This window comes from Methylophaga sp. UBA2012 (assembly GCF_002335235.1).
Lineage (GTDB): Bacteria > Pseudomonadota > Gammaproteobacteria > Nitrosococcales > Methylophagaceae > Methylophaga > Methylophaga thalassica.
Map to the genome: position 1 here is coordinate 1 of NZ_DDCG01000009.1, position 25,605 is coordinate 25,605.

Here is a 25,605-nt window from a genome sequence, read left to right on the forward strand (position 1 = left end):
GTCCGGGATCAGTTAACCACTACATAGTGCTTCTTACCAGGAATACGGTAACTCAGTTTTGGGGGTAATTTTTTATGATAGGAAAACACTAGATATTCTTGAAGGTTCTTCTCAAACTGGGCATGAAATAATCAAGCAAAGAATTTGTATTGATAGTCCTTGTCGAGAACTAAGTAATGAGAAGAAAGGGGATTTAAAATATAGAGGAATTTCTGTAGAGGATATAGCTTCTATCTCGTTTCTCACCTACGTGAGGGAATCTGAAATCTATGAAACGGGTGAAAAGAAAGTACCTGACATAATTGAAATAGAAACAGAGTGTGGCGATTTGGATGCTGACGTTCTCAATCAGAATTACATCGTTTTAAAACATAACTCTGGAACTAGATTGATTCAGTATGAAAAGGAGCAATTGATTGGCATTACCTTAGCCTTTAATAATAGCCAAATTGATTCCAGAGTACTTAAAGAGTTTTGTTTTACTGAAGAAGACCTAAAAAAAAATCTAAATATTTGGATGAGCTTCTATAAGGTTAAGGATAGACGCAACCAGCTAACAGATATTGATAAAAAGAATTATGCCGAAATAAAAGGTATTTTGTCTCTAGAGAAGTTTAATAAGATAGTAAAAGAGTTAATTGATACTGGGATGATTGCCTCTCTGAAAGATTCTGATTCGAAAAAACTAGAGAAGATATTTGAGGCGGTTGAAGGCTTTTCACCCTCAATCCTCATGCATGGGAAAAGACAAATTTACTGGGATGTCGATTCATATATACATATTGCCTTGCGCCATTTAAAAGGTTATCAAATTGGTGATTTCAAATTGAAGACAGCCTTCTCATATAAGGCAAACGATTTAAAATCCCTGATAGAAAAAGTGCTTCAAAGAATAGAATCTGAGATTGAAGATTATTTATTGTCTGAAGCAACAGTCGATTTTTCACGACATGGAAAAATGGCAGTTTATTATAATGGTGATCATTATCACCTACGAATTAATAAAGACGGCCGAATAATTCAGTTTCACGCAGTAGATACAGCATTGAAACGTTACATGAATAAAGGACATTTCTAGATGGCGGTAAGTGTGTTTTTAAGTCATAACCATCGCGACAAGGATTTTGTAAGAAAGCTTGCGAGAGACTTGGAGAACCACGGTGTGAGATATTGGCTTGATGAGGCGGAAATGAAAATTGGCGATTCGTTGATCCAGAAAATACGAGAAGGTATTGATTCTGTAGACTTCTTCGCCGTTATCTTATCTCCTAATTCTGTTGATGCACCCTGGGTTATAAATGAGCTTGATGTTGCTATGAATCAACAGATTAATGGGAAGCCAATTAAAGTACTCCCCATTCTACTCAAAGAGTCTGAACTTCCCGGATTTCTGGTTGGAAAGCTGTATGGGAATTTTCAGAACGAAGCTGAGTACGAAGACTCATTTAGAAAGCTTATTAATAGCATTGGTTTGGTCTTCAATAAAAGCGTTATGAGATATGAAAGAAGCGCAAACAGTCTCGGTACTGCGCTAGATAAAGCTTCCTTGAAAAATTTACCTCTAATGTCAAAGCCTTTTCATCGGCCATTTCAGTATATTGGAATGGCCATTCACAAGGCTGAAGCGGAGGTCGGAGCCACTGCGAACTCTGTAGGTAATATTATCGTTGAAAATGATGAGTGTAGAATGCTCCTAGAGGCTGAAGGAAACTTTATTAGCTATGTAGAAATTGACCTTAAAGTTACTGCACCACATAACCAAAATCAAGAATTCGACTCAGAGCCTGTTCTTGGTGCTCTAAGTATCGGATTGACGGAACTTGATTTAGAAAGGAAGAAAATTCATTACCACACCTATTATGATCACAGAAGAAAGCTCAAAGTTAGCGTGTCATGCCTTTGTGATGGGGCGCCGCTTACAGTAGCATTTAGTTCAAAATACTATGGTATGTAAATCGCAAAGTATTTCAGCGGCTAAACCGCTGAAATTAGCGTTATAAGTAAAAGAAGAGCATAGGATATGACTGTATTTCATAGGAAAATCAATAAAAAGACTCTTCTAAGTGTTCCTGAGTCTGAGAGGAACAATTTCATAGCAGTTGCTCATTTGCAGAATGAAATACGATTTTGCTTGTACGGGGTGGTTTGGTCCCATGACTTTACTTCAGACAATGATGCTGTAGTACATGGGCAACTTGCGCTGAACTTTTTCTATTTAAAAACGTTATCAGGAAAACTAAACGAAGGATGGGAGCTATTACAAAAACATCACTTCAAAAACAAGGTTCTTTCAGAGGAGTTTAGTGAAAACGCAGATAAAGAGGTTCTCACACTATTGAAAGAATTGAAGAAATACTTTGGTAGAAAAAACCTAATCAACGAAATTAGGAATAATCTCTCCTTTCACTACTCACCAGATGAGTTGGGGGCTAAGTTAAGCGACCTCCCAGAAGAACTAGACTTGTACATATCTAGGGAAAACGATGCCAATACTTTATATTATTTTGCAGAGGCATTGGCAAACCAAGGTCTCATAACCAAATTCGGCTTGGATGAAGACCAAAACCCAATTGACGAAATATACTCTGAACTTATTGGAGTTGCTAAAAACTTCAACCGATTCAATATGCTATATATGAGATATTTTTTTAATAAATATAATCCAGAAATATGGGAATGTCCTGCAGTGCCTATAAATATTGAAAATGTTCCTGAATTTGCAGAAGTCAGCATCCCGTTTTTTACAGATACCAGCAAAGGTCTGGTATGAATATCAGGATAAAAAATGTTTAACGGACCGAAGTGTCTGTCTAAATAGACTGTTATGCAGTATGTTTCAGAACCATTGAGGCTTAAAGATGAGGGAGTCAAGTTTGTCCTTTAGACTGGCTACTGACCATGATGTCGAAACAATACATTTATGGCTCTTAGAGCACGATCGTAGGGAAGTGCATGGATCATTTTTATGCAATTGGAGTTCAACGCAGCGTGTTCATGATGAAAATCAGCTTTTCGTGGCTACTCTCGATGATGAGGCGATTGCCTACATCTGGGGCGATTTTGGCATACTGGAGGTTCGTGAAGACTTTAGAAAGAAGGGTGTTGGAAAACAGCTAGTAGAATATGCAATGCAACGTGTAATTAGTACTGGCAAAATTGCTGTTTCCATTGAATGCGAACCAGAATCGTCTATTCCTTTTTGGGAAAAAATGGGGTTTGAATTTCACAATAAAAACAAAGCGTCATATGTTTTTGAAAAGTCCCTGGATATTCCTGCCGAAGGCTCGCCTGTAACCGTAGAGATAATGTTTTATCCAGAGCATGCAAAATGGACCCCAGAAACATTACCCATAAAGTCCTATTCTCCGACTGCTGTGCTAGATAATCAGGGTATCATTCATCTTCAAAATCGCGTAGCGGCCTATGTCAGGAGCGATAATTATAACGGCGATGCGATCATTAAAATTTGCGTAGATGGTGAGCCTGTTTATTTTGATAAAGCAAAATATTCCGAAGCTATGGCAATAGGGGTAACATATAATTCGGGTGTCTTCTATATAGACAAGTTGCATCACAAAGTATTGCCCCGGACAAACCATAAGCTGCTTTAGATTAGGTGGAATCATTGATTCTTACCACCAGTTTTCATGTCTATGCTTCTCTATTTCTTGCCGATTTAGGAAATAATTACCGTATTCGTCAACCCCCGGTCCAGATACTGGTTGTATCTTGTTGAGCTTAATAAGATTGGAGAAATAGCTACGGTCAATACCTTTTAATTCTGATGCTTCCTGGATTGAAATTGCTTCATTTTTAAAAAGTTTGAGCTTTTCAAGACTCTCACGATTTACATATTTATTTTTAAGCCCGTCATCTATTGTTGTTATACGTTTATATTTCACCCAAGTACTTTGAAATCTTTCAGGTGACTCACCCATAAATTTGGCGGCAGCTGAATATTCAATCAAATTGGGATTTTCTCTATATCGACTAATGTAATCATTTAGGTCAGCAGTTTTTAGATATTTCTTATAAGCAGGTAATAGTGGATTTTGATATAAACTAATCTCACCTGCTTTCAAAAGTTTACCAAGCATTTGGCTTGATATATCCAGTATGTGAGCAGCCTCGCTAGTAGTCATTAGGGCCATATCCTCGATGAGTTTATGGTAACTAGTTGAGTGATCGCTTTTAGCAATACGTCCGGTGTTTGCCTTATATTTGTTTTTGCTGACTATTTTTTTAATATCAACATTTTCAATATCAACACGTCTAAATATGTAGACAATATTATTGTCTATTTTGGGTCCTGAAATTGGTCTAATACCCTCGTCGATAAGTTTGTCAGCTAAGTTGGTAGGATTACACTTATGCTTAGAGGCAATTTCTTTGATGAACACAAACTGCTCATTAAACCTTTCATAATCTTCAATAAGAATGAGTTTTTTACGACCATCAGCTTTGAATGGTAAAAGACCTGCTTCGAGTGTTCTATATATCGCGTCAGTGTAAATACCAATTTTTGAAGCGATAGTATTAACTGAGATATAGCCTGAACTTACCGATGGTTGAGGGCAGAAATCATTAATACACTTAAGGCTTAATATAATATGACTTAGACGAGATGTTGGCACGTCAAATACTTTGATCTTTTTATCAAATATAGCATTTATTATTTCGACTAATGATTTTCGTCTACTTATGTCATATGTTTTGATGTATTCATCTAATGAAATAGTCTCTTCTTCTGATATATTTAGCTCTTTCAGGGCTAGTAATGAATCCATAAACACTTGAAAATACTTCAACGAATACACCGTATCGCCAAAACCATCAATCTCTGGACCACTGATAGGGTGTAGAATTTTTGCTTTAGTTAGTTGTCTGAGTAAATGTTCTGAAATACCGAGATATTTAGATGCGTTGATACTGTTTATGATGTCATGACGCCGCTCGAAAAATGAACTGTTCGTATCTAAAATTGAGTTCATTCTTGAAGGAAATCTATACGCAATATTTTTTACACCAAAATGACGTGCTTTCTGTCGTGTCGTTAATTGTTTGGACGATGAATAATTAACGAGTAGAGGTACATTCTGACCTGTGAAAAAATTCACCATTTTTTGATGAACTTCAGCGTTTGGCTGCCACTGCAGAACATCGTCTATGTTTATTCGATTAGTGCGTTTAAAGATAAATAGTTCATAGCACAAATATTCATTTATTTGTTGGATGGTTCGAATTTTATCTAGTTGTGAGAATTTTGGCCGAGGTAATTGTAGATCTATAAAATCGTTGGTTTTAATTATAGGCAATGGTGAGTAAGGAAGATTTTTTAGTAGTAGAGGTGGTGATAAAACCGATAGCTTTCTCTTAAAATGAATAAAGTGTCTCCTTTCTGTGAGACTAAAATGACGTATTACGAAATTTTTTATAGCTTCATATGATTCCATTGAGGAAAATAAAATTAGTTTATGATCTCTTGAATCGCATTTTTGAAATGCTTTCGCAATCATGTAAATGTGATCCATTTGGTTATCGGGAATATCTATTCCTGAATAGCTAAATAAATCGAAACCACAGTGTGAACAGGTAGATATAGAAGAGCGAGACCAAGTCAATTGTTGATGACACTCAGGACACACATCCATTAAAAGTTTTTTATGTATGGGGCAACCTGTTAACGGCACGAAATCCCAGTAAAACCTGTGATAAGGATCGATTCTCATACAGTCAGGGCAAAATCTCGGATAGTTAAACCTAATAAGGTTTGAGGGTATCTGAGCATTTAAAAACAAATATAAACTCTGACTTCCATCACTACGGTCACAGAGTAATCTGTAACATTTTATTTCAAGCTCTTTTTTATTCTCTCCTGTGATAGCAGAAAGAGAATCAAAATCTATCAGTCCAGATGCAATAGATTTAATGAAATCATTGATTGAAGCTTTATTATTTTTCTTAAATGCCTCTGCATACATAATCAGATTCAGTGGTGACTGAAAAAAATTTTCTTCGGTGAGTCGTAACAAATAGCCCATGAGGCTTTCATTTTCTTTTGGAGCTGGTCTTACTATTAGAGGACGCAAATTTTATTACCTAAAAAATATCACTTGTTTTACGAAGGCTGGACTGCTTATGGGTAATGCCCATCTGAGCATTTTCAATACAAGCCCATTTTTTAAGCTCATCGTAGCTAGCAATAAAAGGATTTCCTTCTGCTTGTTGATTTTGGCCTGGATTATTTTCAAAAGCATCTGCTAAATCCTCAAGGTTTATAGCATCTTTATTTGCATGAATAGCAGAATACCCAGCATCTTGGATGATTCGCATTGTGTCATCAATATAGCCATTTGAGGCGGCAAAAAATCTTATAGACATTTCTAATTGAGCGAGATTGCTCAACTTTATAAAAGGTAGTGACTTATCAATATGTGCCAAAAATTTACGATAAGTTTTTAGTTCCTCTTCTGAACTAATAGAGAATGGCTTCAATCGTATTTTTTCGGAGATACGTCTAGCCATCTCGGGGTTTTCTACAAATACTTCATTTGCCTTGGTAGTGCCAACTAGTATTACAGGTACTTTTGTTTCATTTATGATGGTTTTAATAGTATCAGCAATATCATTGAGCACTTTTTTACTCTTACTCGAAATCAGATGTTGAAACTCATCTAAGATGATGAGCTTAACTTCAGCAACTGCAATGTACTTATATAGTCTTTTTCTTATTGCTGGCAGGCTTCCTTTCAATAGCTCATCGCTAACATCATCCTCACGTTGATTTGACACTCTGGATACCAATGATTTGAGCACGCTGATAATAAAGTCGCGAATGCTCGTATTGGGTTGAATAATGCTTTTAAATATAGGTATGGTAGTTGTCTTTGCTGTTTCCAATGTAGGATGTCTCAGCATGTATTGTTCGATTAATGTTGTCTTTCCTGAGCCTGTCTCTCCAGTCAAAGACATAGATCTGGGTTCACTAGATATAGTTCTACTTTTATGACAACGTTCAATCTTTTTCAAAATTTTTTCAGCGTCAGGATGAGCAACATAAATACTGTTTAATAGCCTTAATCGATCTTCTTTAGACAAATGTTCAACTTCCACTGTCTTGTTCTCCTTAGGATTGGTCTTTTCTTGAATAATCAGCATGCCAATCTGGGTCATCAGCATATATGCTGTCTATGTCATCATCGTCATTTTCAAGAGGGTTATTACCTTGGTCTGACACATATGGATCGAAACCATCGTCCTTGAAAATCGTGTGTTTATCTAAAGACAGCGACTCAGTTTCTTTAATTGGTATACCTTGGACTTGATTTGTTTGTTGACTGACATTTTTATATCTTGCTTGCTTTGATGCTCGGTGTATTTTCTTTGTTAGAATTTTCTCACTTTCAATGATCTGAATAATTTGCTCTTCAGTACGCATAAGATTATTGATGTCTAATTTTTTATTATCTTTTCTCAGTACTTTCTTAATTAATTGATGCTGGAAGAGCGTTTTATATGCGTATGGCAAATCAGTACATGGGACAGTGATGAATTGTTTTGTATCAGGTGTAAGAACATAAATTTCGCTAATGTTATTCGGATTAAATTTGATTGTCACACTGCCTTTATGTTTTCTGCGAATCATTGATAATTCGACAGAGTTATATTTAAGACTCTCAAAATCAATACCATAATGCTGAATCTTTCGAGATAACGTTCTGCCAAGTGATATTTTTAACACATCCATATTTTTAGGCATTAGCACTGGATGCTTTGATATACCCAACTCCCACATTCGTATAGGGGTTGTATTGATAGATCTATTAACCGTGTTGATAAATTGCTCAATCCACAAGTGAGTCATCTCTACAAGCTTATTGAGACTAACTACAGCATGCTTTTTCGGATCATATTCATCCTTTTCAAAAATATTGCTGAAAGTCTTTCCAGGTACATCTTTGAGTAAGCTTTCAGAGAAAGTTCTGAAAAATCTCTCTACAGCTCCTTTGTAAGTTGGCGTCCTTACTGGGCTTCGAATAATGCTTATCCCGAGTGAGCTAGCGATTTCAGTAAAGTCACTACTTAAAAACTCCTTGCCATTATCTACAATAATAGTTTCAGGTATCCCATGAGCAGGCCATGTTATATCGTGTGATGGATAGAGCTGTTGTAGAGTTGTCTTCGGAAGAATTGCATGCCTTAGACATTCAATAATGCTAAGTGTGCTGGGTGGTGTGAAGCTGAAATAGAAACCAATCGGCATTCTAGAGAACTTATCAATTATGGTAGTTAGTGTCGGACGACCGAGTGGTAGACGTGAGTCTTCATCTACTACCATAAGATCTACGGGTGTATGATCAATTTCAGTTAACTCTAAGGGGCGTGTTGCAACTAACCCTTTTTTATAAGGCTTAAATTTCATGTCAGCAACACGTTTACTGAAGCGCTTACTAATGACTAAATGCTGATCAATTTGGTGAATTCTTTTTCGAAATGCATCATAACTCGGTAATGATGTAATCTCGTTTGTTTTAGAATCATTTTCCCATGTCAAATATTGTAAGCGTTGATAAGCCTTTCTTATGCTAGGTCTTTCCGGAGTAAGGTAATACTCAATTGCACGCTGAATCTGATTTTCAGTTGATTCATTAAATCTGGTCGTTCTATTACCCCGGTTTCTCGTTTTACCTATTAACGAGATTATATTCCTTCCTGACTCTTCATAAGTTTTACGCCATTTGTATATGGTAGCCAAAGATTTAGGAGGATTTTTATCTTGTATCTTTTTCGTTACATACTCTAAAAGTTTGCTTTTATCTTTAAATAAACTTGGCTGAATTTTGGCTTCTTCAATTGCTTGAATATAAGCTAGCCTATTAACTGCGCGCTTTTTCTCTAGTTCCGTATAGGATGTAAAATCTATATCAATTGCTTTTTGAGGATTAGGCCTGCGGAGTTTTATTTCATCCTCGTCAAGAAATTCAACATCACCATTTGTATACGCTGACAGTAAATCCAACCTGTCTAAATTCAGTGTGTGATTATCAATTAATCTAGTTAATTCAAATGTGTTTTGATTCAGTACATTGGATATTTTATAAATATCACCCTCATAACGGAGATGAACACCTTTTGAGAGGGTAAATCTATTCATCTCAGTTTCCTGTCTGAAACTACCAATAAAGTATTCTCTGTGAGTGGTACTTTAATATCAAAGTCAAAAACTTTATTTGCTATACAGGAATAGCAGTCTATTAATTCTAGGGAAAATTCTTGTGCAGTTTTTTCGAGTTGTGAGAAAGTTAATGAGGTCAATCCGCTGCTATGTAAAGCCTTAACGAGCTTACTGACATTTGCCAGGCTATATTCATGAAGTTTATATCGATACAGTAGTTTTAGATTACTGAGTATCGGTTCTATTCTTATTTCATTATCGGTAATCACTGCATAATCAAAACCGTCTGAAAACATTTTCGCTTTTATAGCTTCTGTTTTTTCTATGAACTCGGGTTTTAGAGTGATGTGATACGGTTTTATTTCAATGAACTTTCGTTTGGGAGTCGAATGGCGGAAGATTTCAAAGTCGGGATAATGATAGTGGTACTTGTTGTTCTGGCTGAACCTAAATTTGATGGGTTGTGACACATAACGTATTACATCCTGGTCAAACTCGAGATGGTATAGAAAATCTCGTTCAATTTGAGATTCCCATTCAACCATTTCTCGCATTTTGGCACTAGCAAAACTACCAATTACACGTCGACGTCCTATTTTGTGTATCGATCTCGCTGGTGTTGCCATACATAACACTCCCTCGCATCAAGTTGCAGATTACAGCAACTGTGAATACGAGGGCAAGTTTTTATCAAGTTATGGTCGTTTTTTTTGTAGTTATGGTCGTAACTACATAAATATTCATCTACAAAAACATACAATGCTGCAACTGGAACGTCAGTAAGATCCTGTCCAAATTCCTTGGCTACTTGAGCTGCATATGGCTCTTTTCCTATATCAAAACCTGCTTCTTTCCAATGAAGTAAGATGTTGTTCTTAGCATGTTCCACAGATAAAAGCTTAGTCATTTGTAATCAGGCGTATAAGTCATCAATTTTAAAAAAAGCCGACATAAAAGTCGGCTTTTTCATTAAATCATCAATCCCATTTCAAACCGCCACCGGTTTGGTACTCGGTGACTTTGGTTTCGAAGAAGTTTTTCTCCTTCCGCATATTGGCTTGTTCATCAAGCCAGGGCAGGGTGGCTTCGGCGCCAGGGAACGGTTCTTCAAAGCCGAGCTGTTTCGCACGACGGTTAGCGGTGTAACGGAACTGGCCGTGATGCACTTCTTTTGAGTAACCTAAAATCGGGTCACGCAGAATGTAGCCTGCATAGGTTTCTTCTGCAGCATCGGCTTCTTCAAACATCTGTTGGACTTTTTTCGGGTCCAGCGTGACGTTTTCTTCTTTCATGATTTGCTTACAGACGCGAATACCGAAAGAGGCGTGCATGACTTCATCACGCATGATGTATTGCAGCTGTTCGGCAGTGCCTTTCATCAGACCACGACGTTGTAGAGCAAAGATTGGGCTGAAGCCGTTGTAGAACCATGAACCTTCGAAGATGCCAGCGAAAAACGCATATGACATGACAAAGTTTTCGAGTTCATCACGGTCATGCAGATCAATATCACTACGCATGACGGTGTTTAAACGGTCATTGGCCAGTTTAATTTTTTGGTAAATCTCTGGCACAACACGGTAGCGGTTGTAGATTTCTGACTGATCTAGACCAATGGTTTCGATACAGTGCTGGTATGTCCATGTGTGCAATGCTTCTTCATACACTTGGCGAGCCTGATAGATTTGCAGTTCAGGCGCGGTCATTTTTTCCATTACGGCCAGACCGATATTACGCATCGCTAAGATGTCTGATGTGGTCAGGTATGACAGCACGTTTTCATAGACATGGCGTTCTTCCAGCGTCAGTTTATGACGGTAGTCATGAACGTCTTGCGCCATATTGATATCCAGCGGTGTCCAGTGATTCTTGTTGGCATTCAGGAAGTAGTTCCATGCCCAAGGGTATTTGAACGGTGCTAACTGGTTAATATCGGCTTCACCATTGATAACGCGTTTGTCGTCAGCATTGACGGGTTTGGCATTCATTAATGGCATTTTTTTGATCTCAGCAGAAGCCGGGGCTTCGCTGAGATCGTTAGCGGCTGGAGCAGCAGGCTGTGCTGCTGCTTTTTCTTCGTTTTGTTTTTTTGCTTCCGCAGTACCGGCTATCGGTGCTGAGAATGGATCATCCCAATTCAACATTACTGACATGCCTCACAATCTGGTTCTAAAATTGAACACGCTTTTGGCGCTTCCATACCTTCACCTAGAACTAAATCGTCTATGCTTGATGACGAGCTGGCAACCGGCGCTGGCGTGCTCGCGGCAGCAACAGGTTTAGGCTTGCTTGGTGCAGGCGCTTCTGTTGCTGTAGTCGGTGCTGTGCTGGTTTTCTCTGCACCTGTTGCCCCCATAGAGCGGAGGTAATAGGTGGTTTTCAAGCCACGTACCCAAGCCAGTTTATAGAGGTTGTCCATCTTCTTACCTGATGGTTCAGCCATATATAAGTTAAGGCTTTGAGCTTGATCCAGCCATTTTTGGCGGCGTGATGCGGCTTCAATTAACCAGCGTGCATCCATTTCAAATGCCGTGGTGTAGAGTGATTTCAACTCGGCTGGAATACGGTCGATACCTTGCAGGCTACCGTCGAAGTATTTCAGATCGTTAATCATCACATCATCCCACAGGTTACGTGCTTTCAGATCTTCAACCATGTATGGGTTGATAACCGTGAACTCACCTGACAGGTTTGATTTCACGAACAGGTTCTGATAAGTCGGCTCAATCGATTGGCTGACACCACAGATGTTTGAAATCGTCGCTGTTGGGGCAATCGCCATGGTGTTTGAGTTACGCATGCCTTGACGTTTGATCTTGTCACGCAGCATGTCCCAGTCCATGGTTTTGCTTTCGTCTTGTTGCAGATATTCGCCACGTGCTTCTTTCAATAATTTGATTGAATCGATGGGCAGAATACCTTTGCTCCATAAGCTACCTTCGTAGGTTTGGTACTTACCACGTTCTGCAGCTAAATCAGAAGAAGCTTCAATCGCGTAGTAGCTGATCGCTTCCATTGATTCATCAGCAAATTGAACGGCTTCATCAGAGCTATAAGGAATACGCAGTTTATACAGTGCATCCTGGAAGCCCATCAGACCTAAACCAACAGGGCGGTGTTGTAAGTTTGAGTGACGTGCTTGCGGTACGCTGTAGTAGTTGTACTCAATAACGTTATCTAACATGCGCATCGCAGTACGAACGGTTTTTTGCAGTTTTTCTTTGTCCAGCTTACCGTTTTCATCAATATGTTTCACCATATTGACACTACCCAAGTTACATACAGCGATTTCTTTATCTGATGTGTTCAGGGTGATTTCTGTACACAGGTTTGAGCTGTGAACGACACCAACATGCTGTTGTGGGCTACGCAGGTTACATGGATCTTTAAAAGTAATCCAAGGGTGACCTGTTTCGAACAGCATGCCTAACATTTTGCGCCATAAGTCTGTGGCAGGCAGTTGTTTGAAGTTACGAATGTCGCCACGAGCCGCTTTTTCTTCGTAGGCTTCATAGGCTCTTTCAAAATCAAGACCGGTTAAGTCGTGTAAGTCTTCGACTTCTTCTGGTGAGAACAGGGTCCATTGACCTTCTTCAGCCACACGTTTCATGAATAAGTCTGGAATCCAGTTAGCTGTATTCATGTCGTGTGTACGACGACGGTCGTCACCGGTGTTTTTACGTAAGTCTAAGAATTCTTCAACGTCGATGTGCCATGTTTCTAAGTAAGCACAAACAGCGCCTTTACGTTTACCACCTTGGTTAACAGCAACGGCAGTATCGTTAGCGACTTTCAGGAAAGGCACAACACCTTGTGATTTACCGTTAGTGCCTTTGATGTGAGCGCCCAGACCACGAACACGGGTCCAGTCATTACCCAGACCACCGGCATATTTTGATAACAGGGCATTATCACGCATTGCGTTATAAATACCGCTCAGATCATCAGGTACGGTTGTCAGGTAGCAAGAAGATAATTGCGGACGCAGTGTGCCTGAGTTGAACAGGGTAGGCGTCGAGCTCATGAAGTCGAAGCTGGATAACAAGTTATAGAACTCGATAGCACGTTCTTCACGGTTTAATTCGTTGATAGCCAAGCCCATTGCCACGCGCATATAGAAGGCTTGTGGTAATTCGAAGCGGGTACCATCAAAGTGAATGAAGTAACGGTCATACAACGTTTGCAGACCCAGGTACGTGAACTCGAAGTCCAGTTCTGGTTTTAATGCATTACCCAGACGGTCTAAATCAAATAAGCCCAGTTCTGAGTCAATCAGTTCTTTTTCAATGGCTGTTGAGATATAAGTTTTGAAGTAGTCAGCATACAAATCGCCCATTTCATTCTGAGAGGCTTGTTTAGGTGTTTTGTAGACAAAACTTAATGCTTCACGACGAATACCATCCATCAGCAGGCGAGCGGCCAATGTGCTGTAGGCAGGATCTTTTTCGATAAAGGTACGCGCTGACATCACCAGTGCTTTTTCGACGTCGGCCTCTTTAACGCCGTCAAACAGGTTACGTTGGGTGTCACGTAAAATGGCATCACGGTTAACTTCTGCCAGACCTTCACATGCTTCGGTAATGAGGTTGTGTAAGCGATCGATGTCTAGCGGGTGACGACTGCCATCAGCTGCTATGACATGCAGGGGAGATTCATTGGCAGGCTGTGGATGTTTCTTTTCTTCTTCAGCACGTTTTTCTGCTTGTTTTTCACGGTAAACAACGTAAGAGCGAGCAACTTTATATTCACCTTCACGCATTAAAGCTAATTCAACTTGATCTTGAATATCTTCAATGTGAACGGTGCCACCATCATCAATACGACGTAAAAGATTGTCAGTGACTTGTCTGGTCAGTTTTGCCACTGTGTCATGAATACGACGACTGTCTTTTGCTGAGTCACCTTCAACCGCTAAAAAAGCTTTGGTGATAGCGACAGCAATTTTGCTGCTATCAAATTCGGTGACTTTACCGTTTCGACGGATAACGCTGTATCCGCTTTCAGATTGTGATGAGGTATAAATGGGTTGTGCTGTTTCGCTCGCCATAATGAAAATCCCTGCAATAATGTTGAAATAATCAAAAAACACAAAACCACTAGAGGTTGTGGTTTCGAAATGATTGAACCACAAGATAGTGTGTTTTTGAAGGCTTGGCAAGTGGAGATTTCGCACATAATTTGTGCACTTTTTGTGGATAACTTACTGTGTGCTTAGAGCTAAGTCAGCGCCTATGCGGGATCACAGCTTTTGTAACTTTTTGGTGCCTGAAAAAACTTTTTTTATTACTGAAAAAAAGGCAGATTTTGTTGTGTCTGGTCCCAGGGGGACGGGCATCATACTGGTGCTGATTGTTTTGTTCAACCAGCACCAGAAGACTTTTCGCTAAGCACTTAAGAACTAGAATGTTTCTGTGACAGAGACGGCCGTCGGGTTCATCAGTTGATGTGCTTTCTTCAGATTTTTGCGACCATCGGTCTGCACAATGAGTGTCCATAAATTATGACGGCTTGCGGTCATGGTATCGTTGATTAGCGGATCATGATCCGGACGTAGCGACAGTAATCCGGCAAACAACAGTCCAACAAATGTACCCACTACGGCTAATGCTATATAGGTATAGAGTGGACTCGACTGAGTCATCATTGGACCGGATACTACCATCGCACTGGCAATGACTAGCCCAACTAGCAAGCCAACACCACCAAAAATAAAATGAGAACGTGTAATAAAGCGTGCGATAGCTTTGGGTTCGGATTCAATTTTTTTACTGGTATTACGGTCTTTTGGTTGTATTACTTCGATATCTTGCTGTTTGAAGTGACCGATATTGACGAGGGTTTGCTTGGCATCGATGGCTTTCTGTTCATCATCAAATACAGCAGCGAGTTTACTTGGTTTAGTTTCTTGGTTGATGTGCATGTCCATAGAACAGTCTCCTTTTCTGGCTAAACACAGAGTAGGTGACAATAGGAATAAAGCAGATATCCCTATCTGCTTATATTTTCTGAAAATTTACTGAGTGCTGACACTGAAAACGCCAACCAGTTGGCTGAGCTTTTGGGCAGTATTTTTTACCATAACAGAGCGATGCTGCAAGGCATCAATGGCTTGTGTCATCAAGCTTGCCGAGTGTCCAACGTCCCGTGCAGTGGCACCGTGCAACTGACTATTCTGATCAAGTTGTTTAATGGTGGAGAACATTTGTTCAACTAACTGATGTAATTGTGTATTTTCAGAAGAGGCTTCTTCCGTTTTCTTCAGGCTGCGGTCCACATTTTCTACACCTGACTCCATAAATTTATACGCTTCCAGCGTTTCAGACTGAATAGTTTCAATCATTTGTTGAATTTCATCAGCCGATGTAGCTGTTCTTTGTGCTAGGTTACGGACTTCATCTGCAACAACTGAGAAACCTCTACCGTGATCACCGGCTCTGGCAGCTTCAATAGCCGCATTTAGTGCGAGCAAATTGGTTTGATTAGTGATTTCAGTGATGACGCCAATAATATTGCCGATTTCTGCGGTACGATTATGTAGGGACTGAACTGCTCTAGCTGACGTTTCCACCACATCACGAATTTCCTGCGTACCACTTCGTACTGACTCATATTGCAATCTGGCCTCTTGAACAACTTCATCCATCGCTTGTTTCATTGCTTCTGCTGTGTTTGATGCATTGCCAATGTCACGGATTTGATCTTCCAGCAGCTGCAACATTCTTTCTATCGCGCTAGCGACTTCATTAGAAACATGAAACGCTTCCCGGTTTGTTTCGAGCATAGCTTCATTCGTGCGTCGGACATTCGTACTGGTTTTGATGACTTGACCAACAATGCCATCCAGATTATCAATAAAGCTGTTTATCCAACGTCCCATATCACCCGTTTCGTCGTTAACAAATTTCGTGTTATCAAGTCGCTGTGCCAAGTTACCTTCACCCTCGGCAATCGTCTGAATAACGTGGGTCATTTGGTCAAGGCGGTTGGCCAGTGGATTGGTCGTCAATTTCTTATACATCATGGCTATCACAGCAATCATGACAATCGATAAAGCATTGACAGCCACCACGGGCAATTGGGTGAAAGCGTGTAATGCCATATTGGTGCCTAGCAGTAGTGACATTGACCAGACAAAGCCTTTCATTAAGCTGACATTGATTGAACGTCGTCGGTAAACTTCCTCAAGATCACCTTCACACATCATGCCCCAGCGATCTGGCGAACCTTTTAATTGGAAGGTGACACCTTTACCAATAACAGGGATGTGCCGGTAATCTGAGTAACCAGGATAGGTGACAAATAGGTTTTCGCCGTTGCGAATGGTTTCACGTACACCTGGATGAAGCTCGTTGGTTGCCGGATCAGTAAAGCGTATTTCAAACTCGGTATGGTGTTGAATTTTTACGACACCAAAAGCGGTATGAATACCGCTTTTCAGGTTTTCGCCATGTGAAAACGTATTATCTTCAAAACGGGAGCGGGAGAGGGCTATACCTTTTTGCAAAGTAGGATCGAACCGCGATTCGACCATAAAAATATAGTTGTCACCTGATTCGGTATAGATATGACCTGCTTCACGCTGGATGAGATCACCCAAGACATCATTTGGTACACGACCACATAATGCGCCGACGCTCTCTCCATCTACAATCAAAGGTTGGTAGAACATCAGTGTGACTTCATCATGGAACTTCGAGCTTGAAGGACCAATTTCTAGGGTTAGTTTGTCGACATAAGGGCCGTGAATGAACGGCTCGGATAGTCCATGCTGCACCGCTTTACTAGATAGGTCTGCTTTATTGACGTGGGAGCTGTACGTTGAATAAGTGACCTTGCCAAAGGTATCAATGATAAATAATTCAGAGAAATCTGGCGCAGCCTTGAGCCGATCGTCCAACAGCGATGTTTGTAGCTCTGGATAAGAACCCGCTAGCTGTTCGGCTAAGAACGATATTTGATTCCATTGGTTTTCTACCCATTGCTGAAGAATTTTTACTCTAGTAGCGGCGATCCCCTCAAATGTTTTTTCGACGGCGGCATAGTTGTGTCGATTAAGGCGACACGACCAGGACATGGCCAGTTTCCCTGTTGGACCAAACCAAGGTAGCCACGTTTTTTCTTTGTGGCTGAGATTCATGGAAGTACTTCGTAATTGACTCATTGTTACCCCTAACAGTGTTGTTTAACACTGCGAGAGGCAAAAAGCAGACCAATCGCCAAGACTATCTATTTTGGTATACCTACAAAGTGGTATTGACAAAAAGTGCACAAATTTAGTGCGGATGATAAAGATAGATGTTCCATTATGGGCACGGTCGTTGTTGTAACATGGCCAAGCCTGTATCCGGTATCTATAGGTCAAGTATTGCTTGTTTTACTTCATCTAAATGATCTTTGACCTTCACATTTCGCCACTCTTGTTGAAGTACACCATTTTCATCGATTAAAAACGTACTGCGGACAATGCCCAGATGTTCTTTCCCGTAGAGTTTTTTAAGTTTGATCACATCAAATAACTGGCAGGCTTCTTCATCAGCGTCAGACAGTAAGTCAAAAGGAAATGCCTGCTTAGTTTTGAAATTTTCATGCATACGAAGGCTGTCACGTGAAATACCAAAAATGACGGTATTATGCTCATTGAAAAAGTCGATATTATCGCGGAAGTTTTGACCTTCAAGTGTACAACCGGGCGTATTATCCTTTGGATAAAAATAGATCAAAACACGTTTACCTTTGAGCGCTGAAAGTTGGAATGTTTTATCGCCTGTGCTTGGCAGCGTAAAGTCTGGGACAGCTTCACCTAATCGTACTTGTGTCATCTTAGTCATCCTGTTTGAAAAGATTTAGAAAGCAAAGTACCTTACACAATTCAGTCTGATCTTGTCATCAACAGGCAGGCAAAGTACCATGCCTGTTATTTTTTCGGAGTCATTTAAATATGTTTAGCGGCAGTATGGTAGCTCTTGTCACACCCATGCAGGCAGATGGTGCCTTGGATGTTGACAGCCTGCGAAAGCTGGTCGAGTTTCATATCAGCCAGGGCACAGATGCCATTGTCGCTGTCGGTACGACCGGTGAATCTGCAACCTTGAGCGTAGAAGAACACTGCGACGTGATTCGTCTGGTGGTAGAACAAGTTAATGGTCGTATTCCTGTTATTGCGGGTACAGGTGCTAACTCCACGTCAGAAGCTATCGAACTGACTCAATCTGCAAAAGATCTGGGTGTTGACGCTGTATTGCTGGTCGCACCTTATTACAATAAACCGACTCAGCAGGGGATGTATCTCCATTTCAAAGCTATTGCTGAAGCCGTCAACATTCCACAAATTCTCTATAACGTTCCAGGTCGCACAGCGTCTGATCTGTTACCAGAAACGGTCGGAAGGCTTTCTGAACTGTCCAATATCATCGGTATCAAAGAAGCCACTGGTGATGTATCTCGTGTTCAACAAATTAAACAATTATCACGAGAAGGATTTGAACTTTATACCGGTGAAGATGCCAATACTGTCGATTTTATTCTCGCAGGAGGTCAGGGTGTCATTTCTGTTACCGCAAATGTCGCACCGAAACTGATGCATGAAATGTGTCAGGCTGCTCTTGCTGGTGATGAGACGCTGGCACGCGAAATCAATTTAAAGTTAGTCGCACTACACCAGTTCTTATTTGTAGAATCAAACCCCATACCTGTTAAGTGGGCTTTGAACGAAATGAGACTTATTTCTAGTGGCATTCGTCTGCCAATGACGGTATTGTCTGAGAATTATCATCAATCTGTGCGTGATGCATTGAACACTGCCGGTGTTCTAAACTAAATTCAAGTGAGTGAACTGTATTAAATGAACGTAAAATTATTTAAACAAACATCGCTGGTTGTCATGATGACGACTGCTCTAACTGCTTGTGGCGCTTTTTCATCATTGGATGAGGTGGTTCCTGACAATACTCAGAAATACCGTAAAGCTGAAACCATGCCACCGCTTGATGTGCCGCCGGATTTAAGCACAAGTCGTATTAAAGATGATATTTCCGGTAATCAAACAAATACTGCAACTTACTCTGAATTTGAAGAAGCAGCGACAAATCCGCTGGCAGCTAAATACAACATTACACCGGATACAAAACCCGCACTGTCAGGTGAAGGTAAAGACCGACATCTCGTTGTGCCAGGTGAACGTGAAGTGACTTGGCAGCGCATCATTGATTTCTGGGCTACCAAAGACTTGGGCATTGCTCGCGCAGATGACCGCATTGGTTTGATGGATACAACGCCTGATGCAGATGGTTATGTGTATCGAATCCGAGTGGAACGAGGCGATACCTCTAAGATGGCGAAAGTCTATTTAGGTAACCCTGATGATGAGCAAGCGAATACTCAGAAAGATGAAGCCATGCTTCGTCAACTCGCTGATTATTTGGGTACGCTTTATCAACAGGATATGGAACAGTTTAAATTAGCTACCCCAGCACCACCACCTGAAGAAACAGCGCGTGTCTTACTGATGGACGATAGCAACGGTCAGCAAAGCTTGTTGATTGAACAGGATTTCCAAACTGTTTGGGGCCGTGTCGGACGTGTACTTGATAGCAAAGGTTTCTCTGTAGAAGATCGTGATCGTAGTAAAGGGCAATACTTTGTTCGTTATATTGATCCATTCAAGAAAGCGGAAGAAGATGATGAAGGCATGCTGAGTAAGCTGGCTTTCTGGCGTGATGATGTTGAGAAAAAACCAAACGAATACTACTACATCAAATTGTTGTCCGATGCTGATCAAACACGTGTGATGGTATTAGATTCAAATGAAGTGCGTACTTCTGATGAATCTGCAAAACGTTTGTTAGATCTGATTCAGGAACAACTTGCACCGTAATGCGTTTTGCTTCCCTTGGAAGTGGTAGTCGAGGAAACGCTACACTGGTAACATCAGGAGAAACCACAGTCATGATTGACTGTGGTTTTTCTGCTCGTGAGGCTGAAAAACGCTTGCAAATGCTGGGCGTCGATCCTCATCAACTGTCAGCTTTATTAGTGACGCATGAACATGCGGATCATATGGCAGGCATCCGGGTCATGGCACGTAAATATCGCCTACCAGTCTATACAACACCTGGCACTGCAGGCTGTTTACCTGAAGATGTTGCACCTCACATTAAAACATTTAATTGCCACGAAACCTTCAGCATCAAGGATTTGGAAGTTGAACCTTTCCCAGTTCCGCATGATGCAAGAGAGCCCAGCCAGTTTGTATTTGGTGATGGACAACACCGTTTAGGATTATTGACAGATGTGGGCTCAATTACACCTTTGATTGAGCAAATATTGTCTGGTTGTCATGGATTATTGTTAGAAGCTAATCACGATATGATGATGCTCGAGCAGGGGGAATACCCCGAACATCTTAAACGTCGAGTTGGTGGCAGGCTGGGTCATTTAAATAACGTGCAATCCGCCTCATTACTTGAGAAAATTGACACCACGAACTTGCAGCATATTATGGCAATGCATATTTCTGAAAAAAATAATTGTCCGTCACTTGTTGTGCCATTGCTCGCTGATGCACTGGCATGTGAACATGACTGGATTGGCATTGCAGACCAAGAGGCCGGTTTTGACTGGCGTGAAATAACTAACCGCTAAGAGATAGCTGATGCAAAAGAAACAAGAATTGTATTCTGGTAAAGCCAAAAGTGTTTTTGCTACGGATAATGAAGATTATGTCGTTCTGAGCTTTCGTGATGACACCTCGGCATTTGATGGTGAAAAAGTTGAACAGTTAAACCGCAAAGGCATGGTTAATAACAAATTCAATGCTTTCATCATGCAATATCTGGCAGATAAAGGTATTCCGACGCATTTTGAAGCGTTGCTGAACGACACCGAATCATTGGTTAAAAACATGAAAATGGTGCCTGTGGAATGTGTCGTACGTAATGTGGCTTCAGGTAGTCTGGTTCGTCGCCTTGGCGTCGAAGATGGACTTGAACTCAATCCACCGGTATTTGAATTTTTCCTGAAAAATGATGCATTACATGATCCAATGATTAACGAATATCACATCGAAACATTCGGATGGGCAAAAGCTGAAGATATAAGCAAAATGAAAGAGTTAACGTTTAAAGTTAATGAATATTTGCAGAAATTATTTGCTGATGCTGGGATGATCTTGGTCGACTATAAGCTGGAGTTCGGTTTGTTCAAAGGCGAGATTTATTTAGGTGATGAGTTTAGTCCAGATGGTTGCCGTCTGTGGGATGCAGAAACACGTAAAAAACTGGATAAAGATCGTTTCAGACAAGGTTTGGGTGGCGTAATCGAAGCCTATGAAGAAGTAGCACAGCGTATAGGCGTTAAATTATAGGTTCAAGTTATTAAGGCTCATTTCGTTAATTGCGAAATGAGCCTTTTTTTCACATACATACCTTGCTCTAACGGGTGAATAAAAGATTGCTCATATACACAATATGTATTGTGATTTATGATGTTTTTGCATTTCTAAAACTGGAGTTTTAAATGAAAACACCAGATTTACCTGAGAACGAACAGGAAAGATTAGCGACACTGAATTCGCTGACGATTCTTGATTCTGCACCAGATGAACGTTTTGATCGACTAACAAGAATCGCTGTTAAATTGTTTGATGTTCCCGTCGCACTTGTCAGCATTGTTGATAAAAATCGTCAATGGTTTAAGTCCTGTCAGGGCTTGGATATAACCGAAACTCCCCGAGATCTGTCTTTCTGCGGTCATGCCATTTTAGGAGAGGGGGCCTTTGTTGTTGAGGATACGCATCAAGATGAACGTTTTGTCGACAACCCTTTATTGATAGGTCAAAAGCACATACGTTTTTATGCTGGTTACCCCATTCGTTACTTGGATGGCAGTAAGTTAGGTACCTTGTGTATAAAAGATATTAAGCCAAGAGCTTTCACAGAGGAAGACCGACAGTTATTGAGAGACTTGGCCACCATTGTTGAGCACGAAATTCAAGCGGTTGAATTGGCTACGATGGATGAACTTACAGGCATATTAAACCGACGAGGATTTAATATGTCGGCAGAAAAATCCTTAAATATCTGCAAACGGGGTGCGCTGCCCGTAGCTTTAGTTTTTCTTGACCTTAATGAATTTAAACCCATCAATGATAAATTTGGTCATGCCGAGGGTGATAGAGCGCTTCAGCAGTTCGCAAGCGTTTTAGATGACGTCGGCAGAGATTCAGACATAGTGGCCAGAATGGGCGGAGATGAGTTTGTCATTCTATTAGTTGATGCCGACAAAAAAGCTGTCGATCAAGTGATGAAACGATTTTCTCAGCAAATTGAACGCTGTAATGAGCAGCAAGCGCTGGGGTATGACATTACTTTTTCATACGGGATTGTACTCTTTGACCCTGCAAAACACGTGACAATAAATGATTCTACTTTCTGAAGGCGATGCGCTGATGTATAAGCGCAAGAAAAGTCGTTAGTTTAACTAACGACTTTCCAGTGTATTTGCTTGCCTGCTCGCATTGGTACCAGTGAGCTGTCAGCAAAAGTTAACGTTTCTGGTACATCCCAACTTTGTTTGACTAAGCTTATCTTATCTTCGTTTCTTGGCAGACGATAAAAATCGGGGCCGTTAAAACTGGCAAAAGCTTCTAATTTATCCAGTGCCTGTGCGGCTTCAAACGCTTCTGCATACAATTCGATAGCAGCATGTGCGCTATAAATACCTGCGCAGCCACAGCTCGTTTCTTTGCCCGAGCGTGGATGCGGTGCACTATCAGTGCCTAAAAAGAATTTTTTACTGCCACTGGTGGCGGCTTGTATCAATGCTTGTTGATGGGTATTTCTCTTCAATACCGGTAAACAATAATGATGAGGATGAATGCCGCCTACTAAAAGGTCATTTCTATTTAACAAAAGATGATGTGGCGTTATGGTGGCAGCTATATTGTCGCTAGCAGTCGCTACAAATTCCGCAGCGTTTGAGGTTGTGATGTGTTCAAACACAACTCTTAATTCAGGAAAGTCATTAATCAGCGGAATTAATACTTGATCGATAAATACTTTTTCACGGTCAAACACATCAATATCAGCAGACGTCACTTCACCATGAACAAGTAATGGCATGCCTATTTTCTGCATAGCATCTAAGGCTTTATAGCAATGTTTTAGATCGGTGACACCAGCGTCTGAATTGGTTGTTGCACCAGCCGGGTAGAGTTTTACGGCATGAACAACGCCACTTTCTTTAGCGCGATAAATTTCATCGGCAGAGGTGTTATCGGTGAGATACAATGTCATTAATGGTTGAAACTGACTATCAGCAGGTATGTTTTTAACTATCCTGCTTTTATAGTCGAGTGCCAAGGCGGTACTGATCACTGGTGGTCGCAGATTTGGCATGACGATGGCTCGTCCAAATGTTTTGGCTGTATCACCAACTGTACGCTCAAGAGCCAGATCGTCGCGCAAGTGTAAGTGCCAGTCGTCTGGTCGGGTTAATGTTATTTGGTTTTGATTTAATTGTGTCATAGCGGCGAATTATGCCACAGCAAATGCATTAAGGATAAATAGATCTTTTCTTCGCAGAGAGGCGACAGACCTTATTCTTGACCTTATCAAGCATTACAAGTAACTTTACACGTTTACAATTTTTTAGCTCACTAAAAAGAACGGCATACATATAAGGGGAACACGTGGAATTAAGTGGTGCCGAGATATTAGTTCAATGTCTCAAAGACGAAGGTGTTGAATACCTTTTCGGGTATCCTGGTGGTGCAGTGCTGCATATCTATGATGCGCTATACAATCAGGAAGATGTCAAACACATTCTGGTTCGACATGAGCAAGCTGCAACGCATGCTGCAGATGGCTACGCTCGGGCTACAGGTAAACCTGGTGTGGTCTTAGTCACATCTGGTCCTGGTGCTACAAATGCTGTCACTGGTATTGCAACGGCATATATGGATTCCATTCCAATGGTGGTCATCACCGGTCAAGTTAGCACTGCTGTTATTGGTAGTGATGCTTTCCAGGAAGTTGATGCGGTTGGGATTACACGCCCGTGCGTCAAGCACAACTTTTTAGTTAAAGATATCAATGATCTCGCTGAGACAGTTAAAAAAGCATTTTATGTTGCTTCTACTGGGCGGCCGGGTCCTGTAGTTGTCGATGTTCCTAAAGACATTACTGATCCGTCGATAAAAGTACCTTATCACTACCCAGAAAAAGTGGTGATGCGTTCTTATCAGCCGACAGTGAAAGGCCATACCGGCCAAATCAAACGCGCTGTTGATTTGATGTTATCTGCCAAAAAACCCATGATTTATACGGGTGGTGGTGTTGTATTGGGTAATGGTTCAGATGAGTTACGAAAATTCGTTCGTCATCTGGGATTCCCTATTACCAGTACTCTAATGGGGCTAGGTGCTTATCCTGCAACAGATAAACAGTTCCTCGGTATGCTTGGGATGCATGGCACTTACGAAGCGAATATGGCGATGCATGATTGTGATGTGCTGGTTGCTATTGGTGCTCGTTTTGATGACCGGGTAACCGGAAAAATTGCAGAGTTTTGCCCGCACGCGCAGATCGTACATATTGATATCGATCCTTCCTCTATTTCTAAGACGATCACGGTAGATATTCCTATTGTTGGCAGTGTTCCTGATGTGCTTCAGGAAATGAACCATTTGTTGGCAACTAGCAGTAAAAAGCCACAGAAAAAAGCCATTGAAGAGTGGTGGAAAATCATTAATGGCTGGCGTGCTAAACAATGCATGAGCTATGACCGTAACAGTGACAAAATCAAGCCGCAATCAGTAATAGAGATGGTTCATGACATTACCAGTGGTGATGCTTATGTGACTTCAGATGTTGGCCAGCACCAGATGTGGGCCGCGCAATATTATGGTTTTGATAAACCAAATCGTTGGATTAATTCTGGTGGTCTGGGGACTATGGGCTTTGGTTTGCCTGCTGCTATGGGTGTCCAATTAGCATATCCGGAAGATACGGTCGTTTGTGTGACTGGTGAAGGTAGTATCCAAATGTGTATTCAGGAGTTATCAACCTGTCTGCAGTATGGATTGCCAATCAAAATTGTTGCTTTGAATAATCGTTATTTAGGTATGGTTCGTCAGTGGCAGGAATTTTTCTACGAAAATCGTTATTCGCACTCTTATATGGAATCATTACCAGACTTTGTGAAGTTAACCGAAAGTTATGGTCATGTCGGTATTCGCATTGAAAAACCTGAAGATCTCAGAGCAGAACTCGAACGAGGTTTTGCTATGAAAGATCGTTTGGTTTTCTTTGATATCGTTACCGATCAAACAGAAAACGTATATCCGATGATTGCTCAAGGTAAGGCACACAATGACATGCATATGTCACCATACAGTGCGCCTGCACAAGAGTCTGAAAGGGAGCTGTCATAAC

Annotated in this window: 21 protein-coding genes; 10 read left to right on the forward strand and 11 right to left on the reverse strand. The window is 40.8% G+C overall.

Annotated features, from left to right (window positions below):
• Window positions 1-58 precede the first annotated feature (58 nt).
• The 4 genes from B2248_RS06950 (at window position 59) to B2248_RS06965 (ending at window position 3,611) form a co-directional block, all read left to right on the forward strand.
• A complete protein-coding gene (locus B2248_RS06950) occupies window positions 59-1,078 on the forward strand; it encodes a hypothetical protein (protein ID WP_273182874.1) in 1,020 nt (339 codons plus the stop codon).
• Window positions 1,079-1,954: a toll/interleukin-1 receptor domain-containing protein gene (locus B2248_RS06955; RefSeq protein WP_273182877.1), complete on the forward strand. Its 876-nt coding sequence runs from the start codon at window positions 1,079-1,081 to the stop codon at window positions 1,952-1,954. It begins immediately after the preceding gene.
• A gap of 66 nt (window positions 1,955-2,020) precedes the next feature.
• Window positions 2,021-2,770, forward strand: coding sequence for a hypothetical protein (locus tag B2248_RS06960; RefSeq protein WP_273182878.1), 750 nt, complete (start codon window positions 2,021-2,023; stop codon window positions 2,768-2,770).
• A 103-nt stretch (window positions 2,771-2,873) separates the two neighbouring features.
• Window positions 2,874-3,611, forward strand: coding sequence for a GNAT family N-acetyltransferase (locus B2248_RS06965; RefSeq protein WP_273182881.1), 738 nt, complete (start codon window positions 2,874-2,876; stop codon window positions 3,609-3,611).
• A gap of 21 nt (window positions 3,612-3,632) precedes the next feature.
• Here the strand turns inward: B2248_RS06965 and B2248_RS06970 are convergent, their stop codons facing one another.
• The 10 genes from B2248_RS06970 to B2248_RS07015 all read right to left on the reverse strand — a co-directional run bounded on the left by B2248_RS06970 (window position 3,633) and on the right by B2248_RS07015 (window position 17,994).
• Window positions 3,633-6,089: a TniQ family protein gene (locus B2248_RS06970; protein ID WP_273182883.1), complete on the reverse strand. Its 2,457-nt coding sequence runs from the start codon at window positions 6,087-6,089 to the stop codon at window positions 3,633-3,635.
• A gap of 10 nt (window positions 6,090-6,099) precedes the next feature.
• Window positions 6,100-7,113, reverse strand: a complete 1,014-nt coding sequence (locus B2248_RS06975) for a TniB family NTP-binding protein (RefSeq protein WP_273270669.1) — start codon at window positions 7,111-7,113, stop codon at window positions 6,100-6,102.
• Window positions 7,114-7,126: 13 nt separating this feature from the next.
• On the reverse strand, window positions 7,127-9,154 hold the full coding sequence (locus B2248_RS06980; RefSeq protein WP_273182886.1) for a Mu transposase C-terminal domain-containing protein: 2,028 nt from the start codon (window positions 9,152-9,154) through the stop codon (window positions 7,127-7,129).
• Entirely contained in the window at window positions 9,151-9,801 is a 651-nt protein-coding gene (locus B2248_RS06985; RefSeq protein WP_273182888.1) for a TnsA endonuclease N-terminal domain-containing protein, read from the reverse strand. Before B2248_RS06985 ends, B2248_RS06980 begins: the two co-directional genes overlap by 4 nt.
• Window positions 9,768-10,082 carry a hypothetical protein gene (locus tag B2248_RS06990; RefSeq protein WP_273182890.1) on the reverse strand — a complete coding sequence of 105 codons (315 nt, stop codon included), beginning with the start codon at window positions 10,080-10,082 and terminating at the stop codon, window positions 9,768-9,770. The genes B2248_RS06985 and B2248_RS06990 overlap by 34 nt, the downstream gene beginning before the upstream one ends.
• 70 nt (window positions 10,083-10,152) lie before the next feature.
• Window positions 10,153-11,319, reverse strand: a complete 1,167-nt coding sequence (locus B2248_RS06995) for a ribonucleotide-diphosphate reductase subunit beta (protein WP_273182892.1) — start codon at window positions 11,317-11,319, stop codon at window positions 10,153-10,155.
• Entirely contained in the window at window positions 11,319-14,222 is a 2,904-nt protein-coding gene (locus B2248_RS07000) for a ribonucleoside-diphosphate reductase subunit alpha (RefSeq protein WP_040576223.1), read from the reverse strand. Before B2248_RS07000 ends, B2248_RS06995 begins: the two co-directional genes overlap by 1 nt.
• A gap of 351 nt (window positions 14,223-14,573) precedes the next feature.
• Complete coding sequence (locus tag B2248_RS07005) at window positions 14,574-15,101, reverse strand: hypothetical protein (protein ID WP_273182893.1); 528 nt, start codon at window positions 15,099-15,101, stop codon at window positions 14,574-14,576.
• A gap of 87 nt (window positions 15,102-15,188) precedes the next feature.
• The gene (locus B2248_RS07010) at window positions 15,189-17,336 is read right to left on the reverse strand and encodes a methyl-accepting chemotaxis protein (protein ID WP_273182895.1); all 2,148 of its coding nucleotides are present in this window, start codon (window positions 17,334-17,336) and stop codon (window positions 15,189-15,191) included.
• Window positions 17,337-17,526: 190 nt separating this feature from the next.
• Window positions 17,527-17,994 carry a peroxiredoxin gene (locus B2248_RS07015; RefSeq protein ID WP_007145179.1) on the reverse strand — a complete coding sequence of 156 codons (468 nt, stop codon included), beginning with the start codon at window positions 17,992-17,994 and terminating at the stop codon, window positions 17,527-17,529.
• A gap of 119 nt (window positions 17,995-18,113) precedes the next feature.
• Here B2248_RS07015 and dapA point away from each other — a divergent pair, with 119 nt between their 5' ends.
• The 5 genes from dapA to B2248_RS07040 all read left to right on the forward strand — a co-directional run bounded on the left by dapA (window position 18,114) and on the right by B2248_RS07040 (window position 22,606).
• Window positions 18,114-18,992: a 4-hydroxy-tetrahydrodipicolinate synthase gene (dapA, locus tag B2248_RS07020; protein WP_007145178.1), complete on the forward strand. Its 879-nt coding sequence runs from the start codon at window positions 18,114-18,116 to the stop codon at window positions 18,990-18,992.
• A gap of 24 nt (window positions 18,993-19,016) precedes the next feature.
• The gene (bamC, locus tag B2248_RS07025) at window positions 19,017-20,048 is read left to right on the forward strand and encodes an outer membrane protein assembly factor BamC (protein WP_273182899.1); all 1,032 of its coding nucleotides are present in this window, start codon (window positions 19,017-19,019) and stop codon (window positions 20,046-20,048) included.
• Window positions 20,048-20,815, forward strand: coding sequence for an MBL fold metallo-hydrolase (locus B2248_RS07030; protein ID WP_040576221.1), 768 nt, complete (start codon window positions 20,048-20,050; stop codon window positions 20,813-20,815). The genes bamC and B2248_RS07030 overlap by 1 nt, the downstream gene beginning before the upstream one ends.
• A 10-nt stretch (window positions 20,816-20,825) precedes the next feature.
• On the forward strand, window positions 20,826-21,536 hold the full coding sequence (gene purC / locus B2248_RS07035) for a phosphoribosylaminoimidazolesuccinocarboxamide synthase (protein WP_273182901.1): 711 nt from the start codon (window positions 20,826-20,828) through the stop codon (window positions 21,534-21,536).
• A 152-nt stretch (window positions 21,537-21,688) separates the two neighbouring features.
• Window positions 21,689-22,606 carry a sensor domain-containing diguanylate cyclase gene (locus B2248_RS07040; RefSeq protein WP_273182903.1) on the forward strand — a complete coding sequence of 306 codons (918 nt, stop codon included), beginning with the start codon at window positions 21,689-21,691 and terminating at the stop codon, window positions 22,604-22,606.
• Between the two features lie 41 nt (window positions 22,607-22,647).
• Here the strand turns inward: B2248_RS07040 and pyrC are convergent, their stop codons facing one another.
• Window positions 22,648-23,697, reverse strand: a complete 1,050-nt coding sequence (gene pyrC, locus B2248_RS07045) for a dihydroorotase (protein ID WP_273182905.1) — start codon at window positions 23,695-23,697, stop codon at window positions 22,648-22,650.
• A gap of 164 nt (window positions 23,698-23,861) precedes the next feature.
• Here pyrC and B2248_RS07050 point away from each other — a divergent pair, with 164 nt between their 5' ends.
• Window positions 23,862-25,604 carry an acetolactate synthase 3 large subunit gene (locus B2248_RS07050; RefSeq protein WP_273182908.1) on the forward strand — a complete coding sequence of 581 codons (1,743 nt, stop codon included), beginning with the start codon at window positions 23,862-23,864 and terminating at the stop codon, window positions 25,602-25,604.
• Window position 25,605 lies beyond the last annotated feature (1 nt).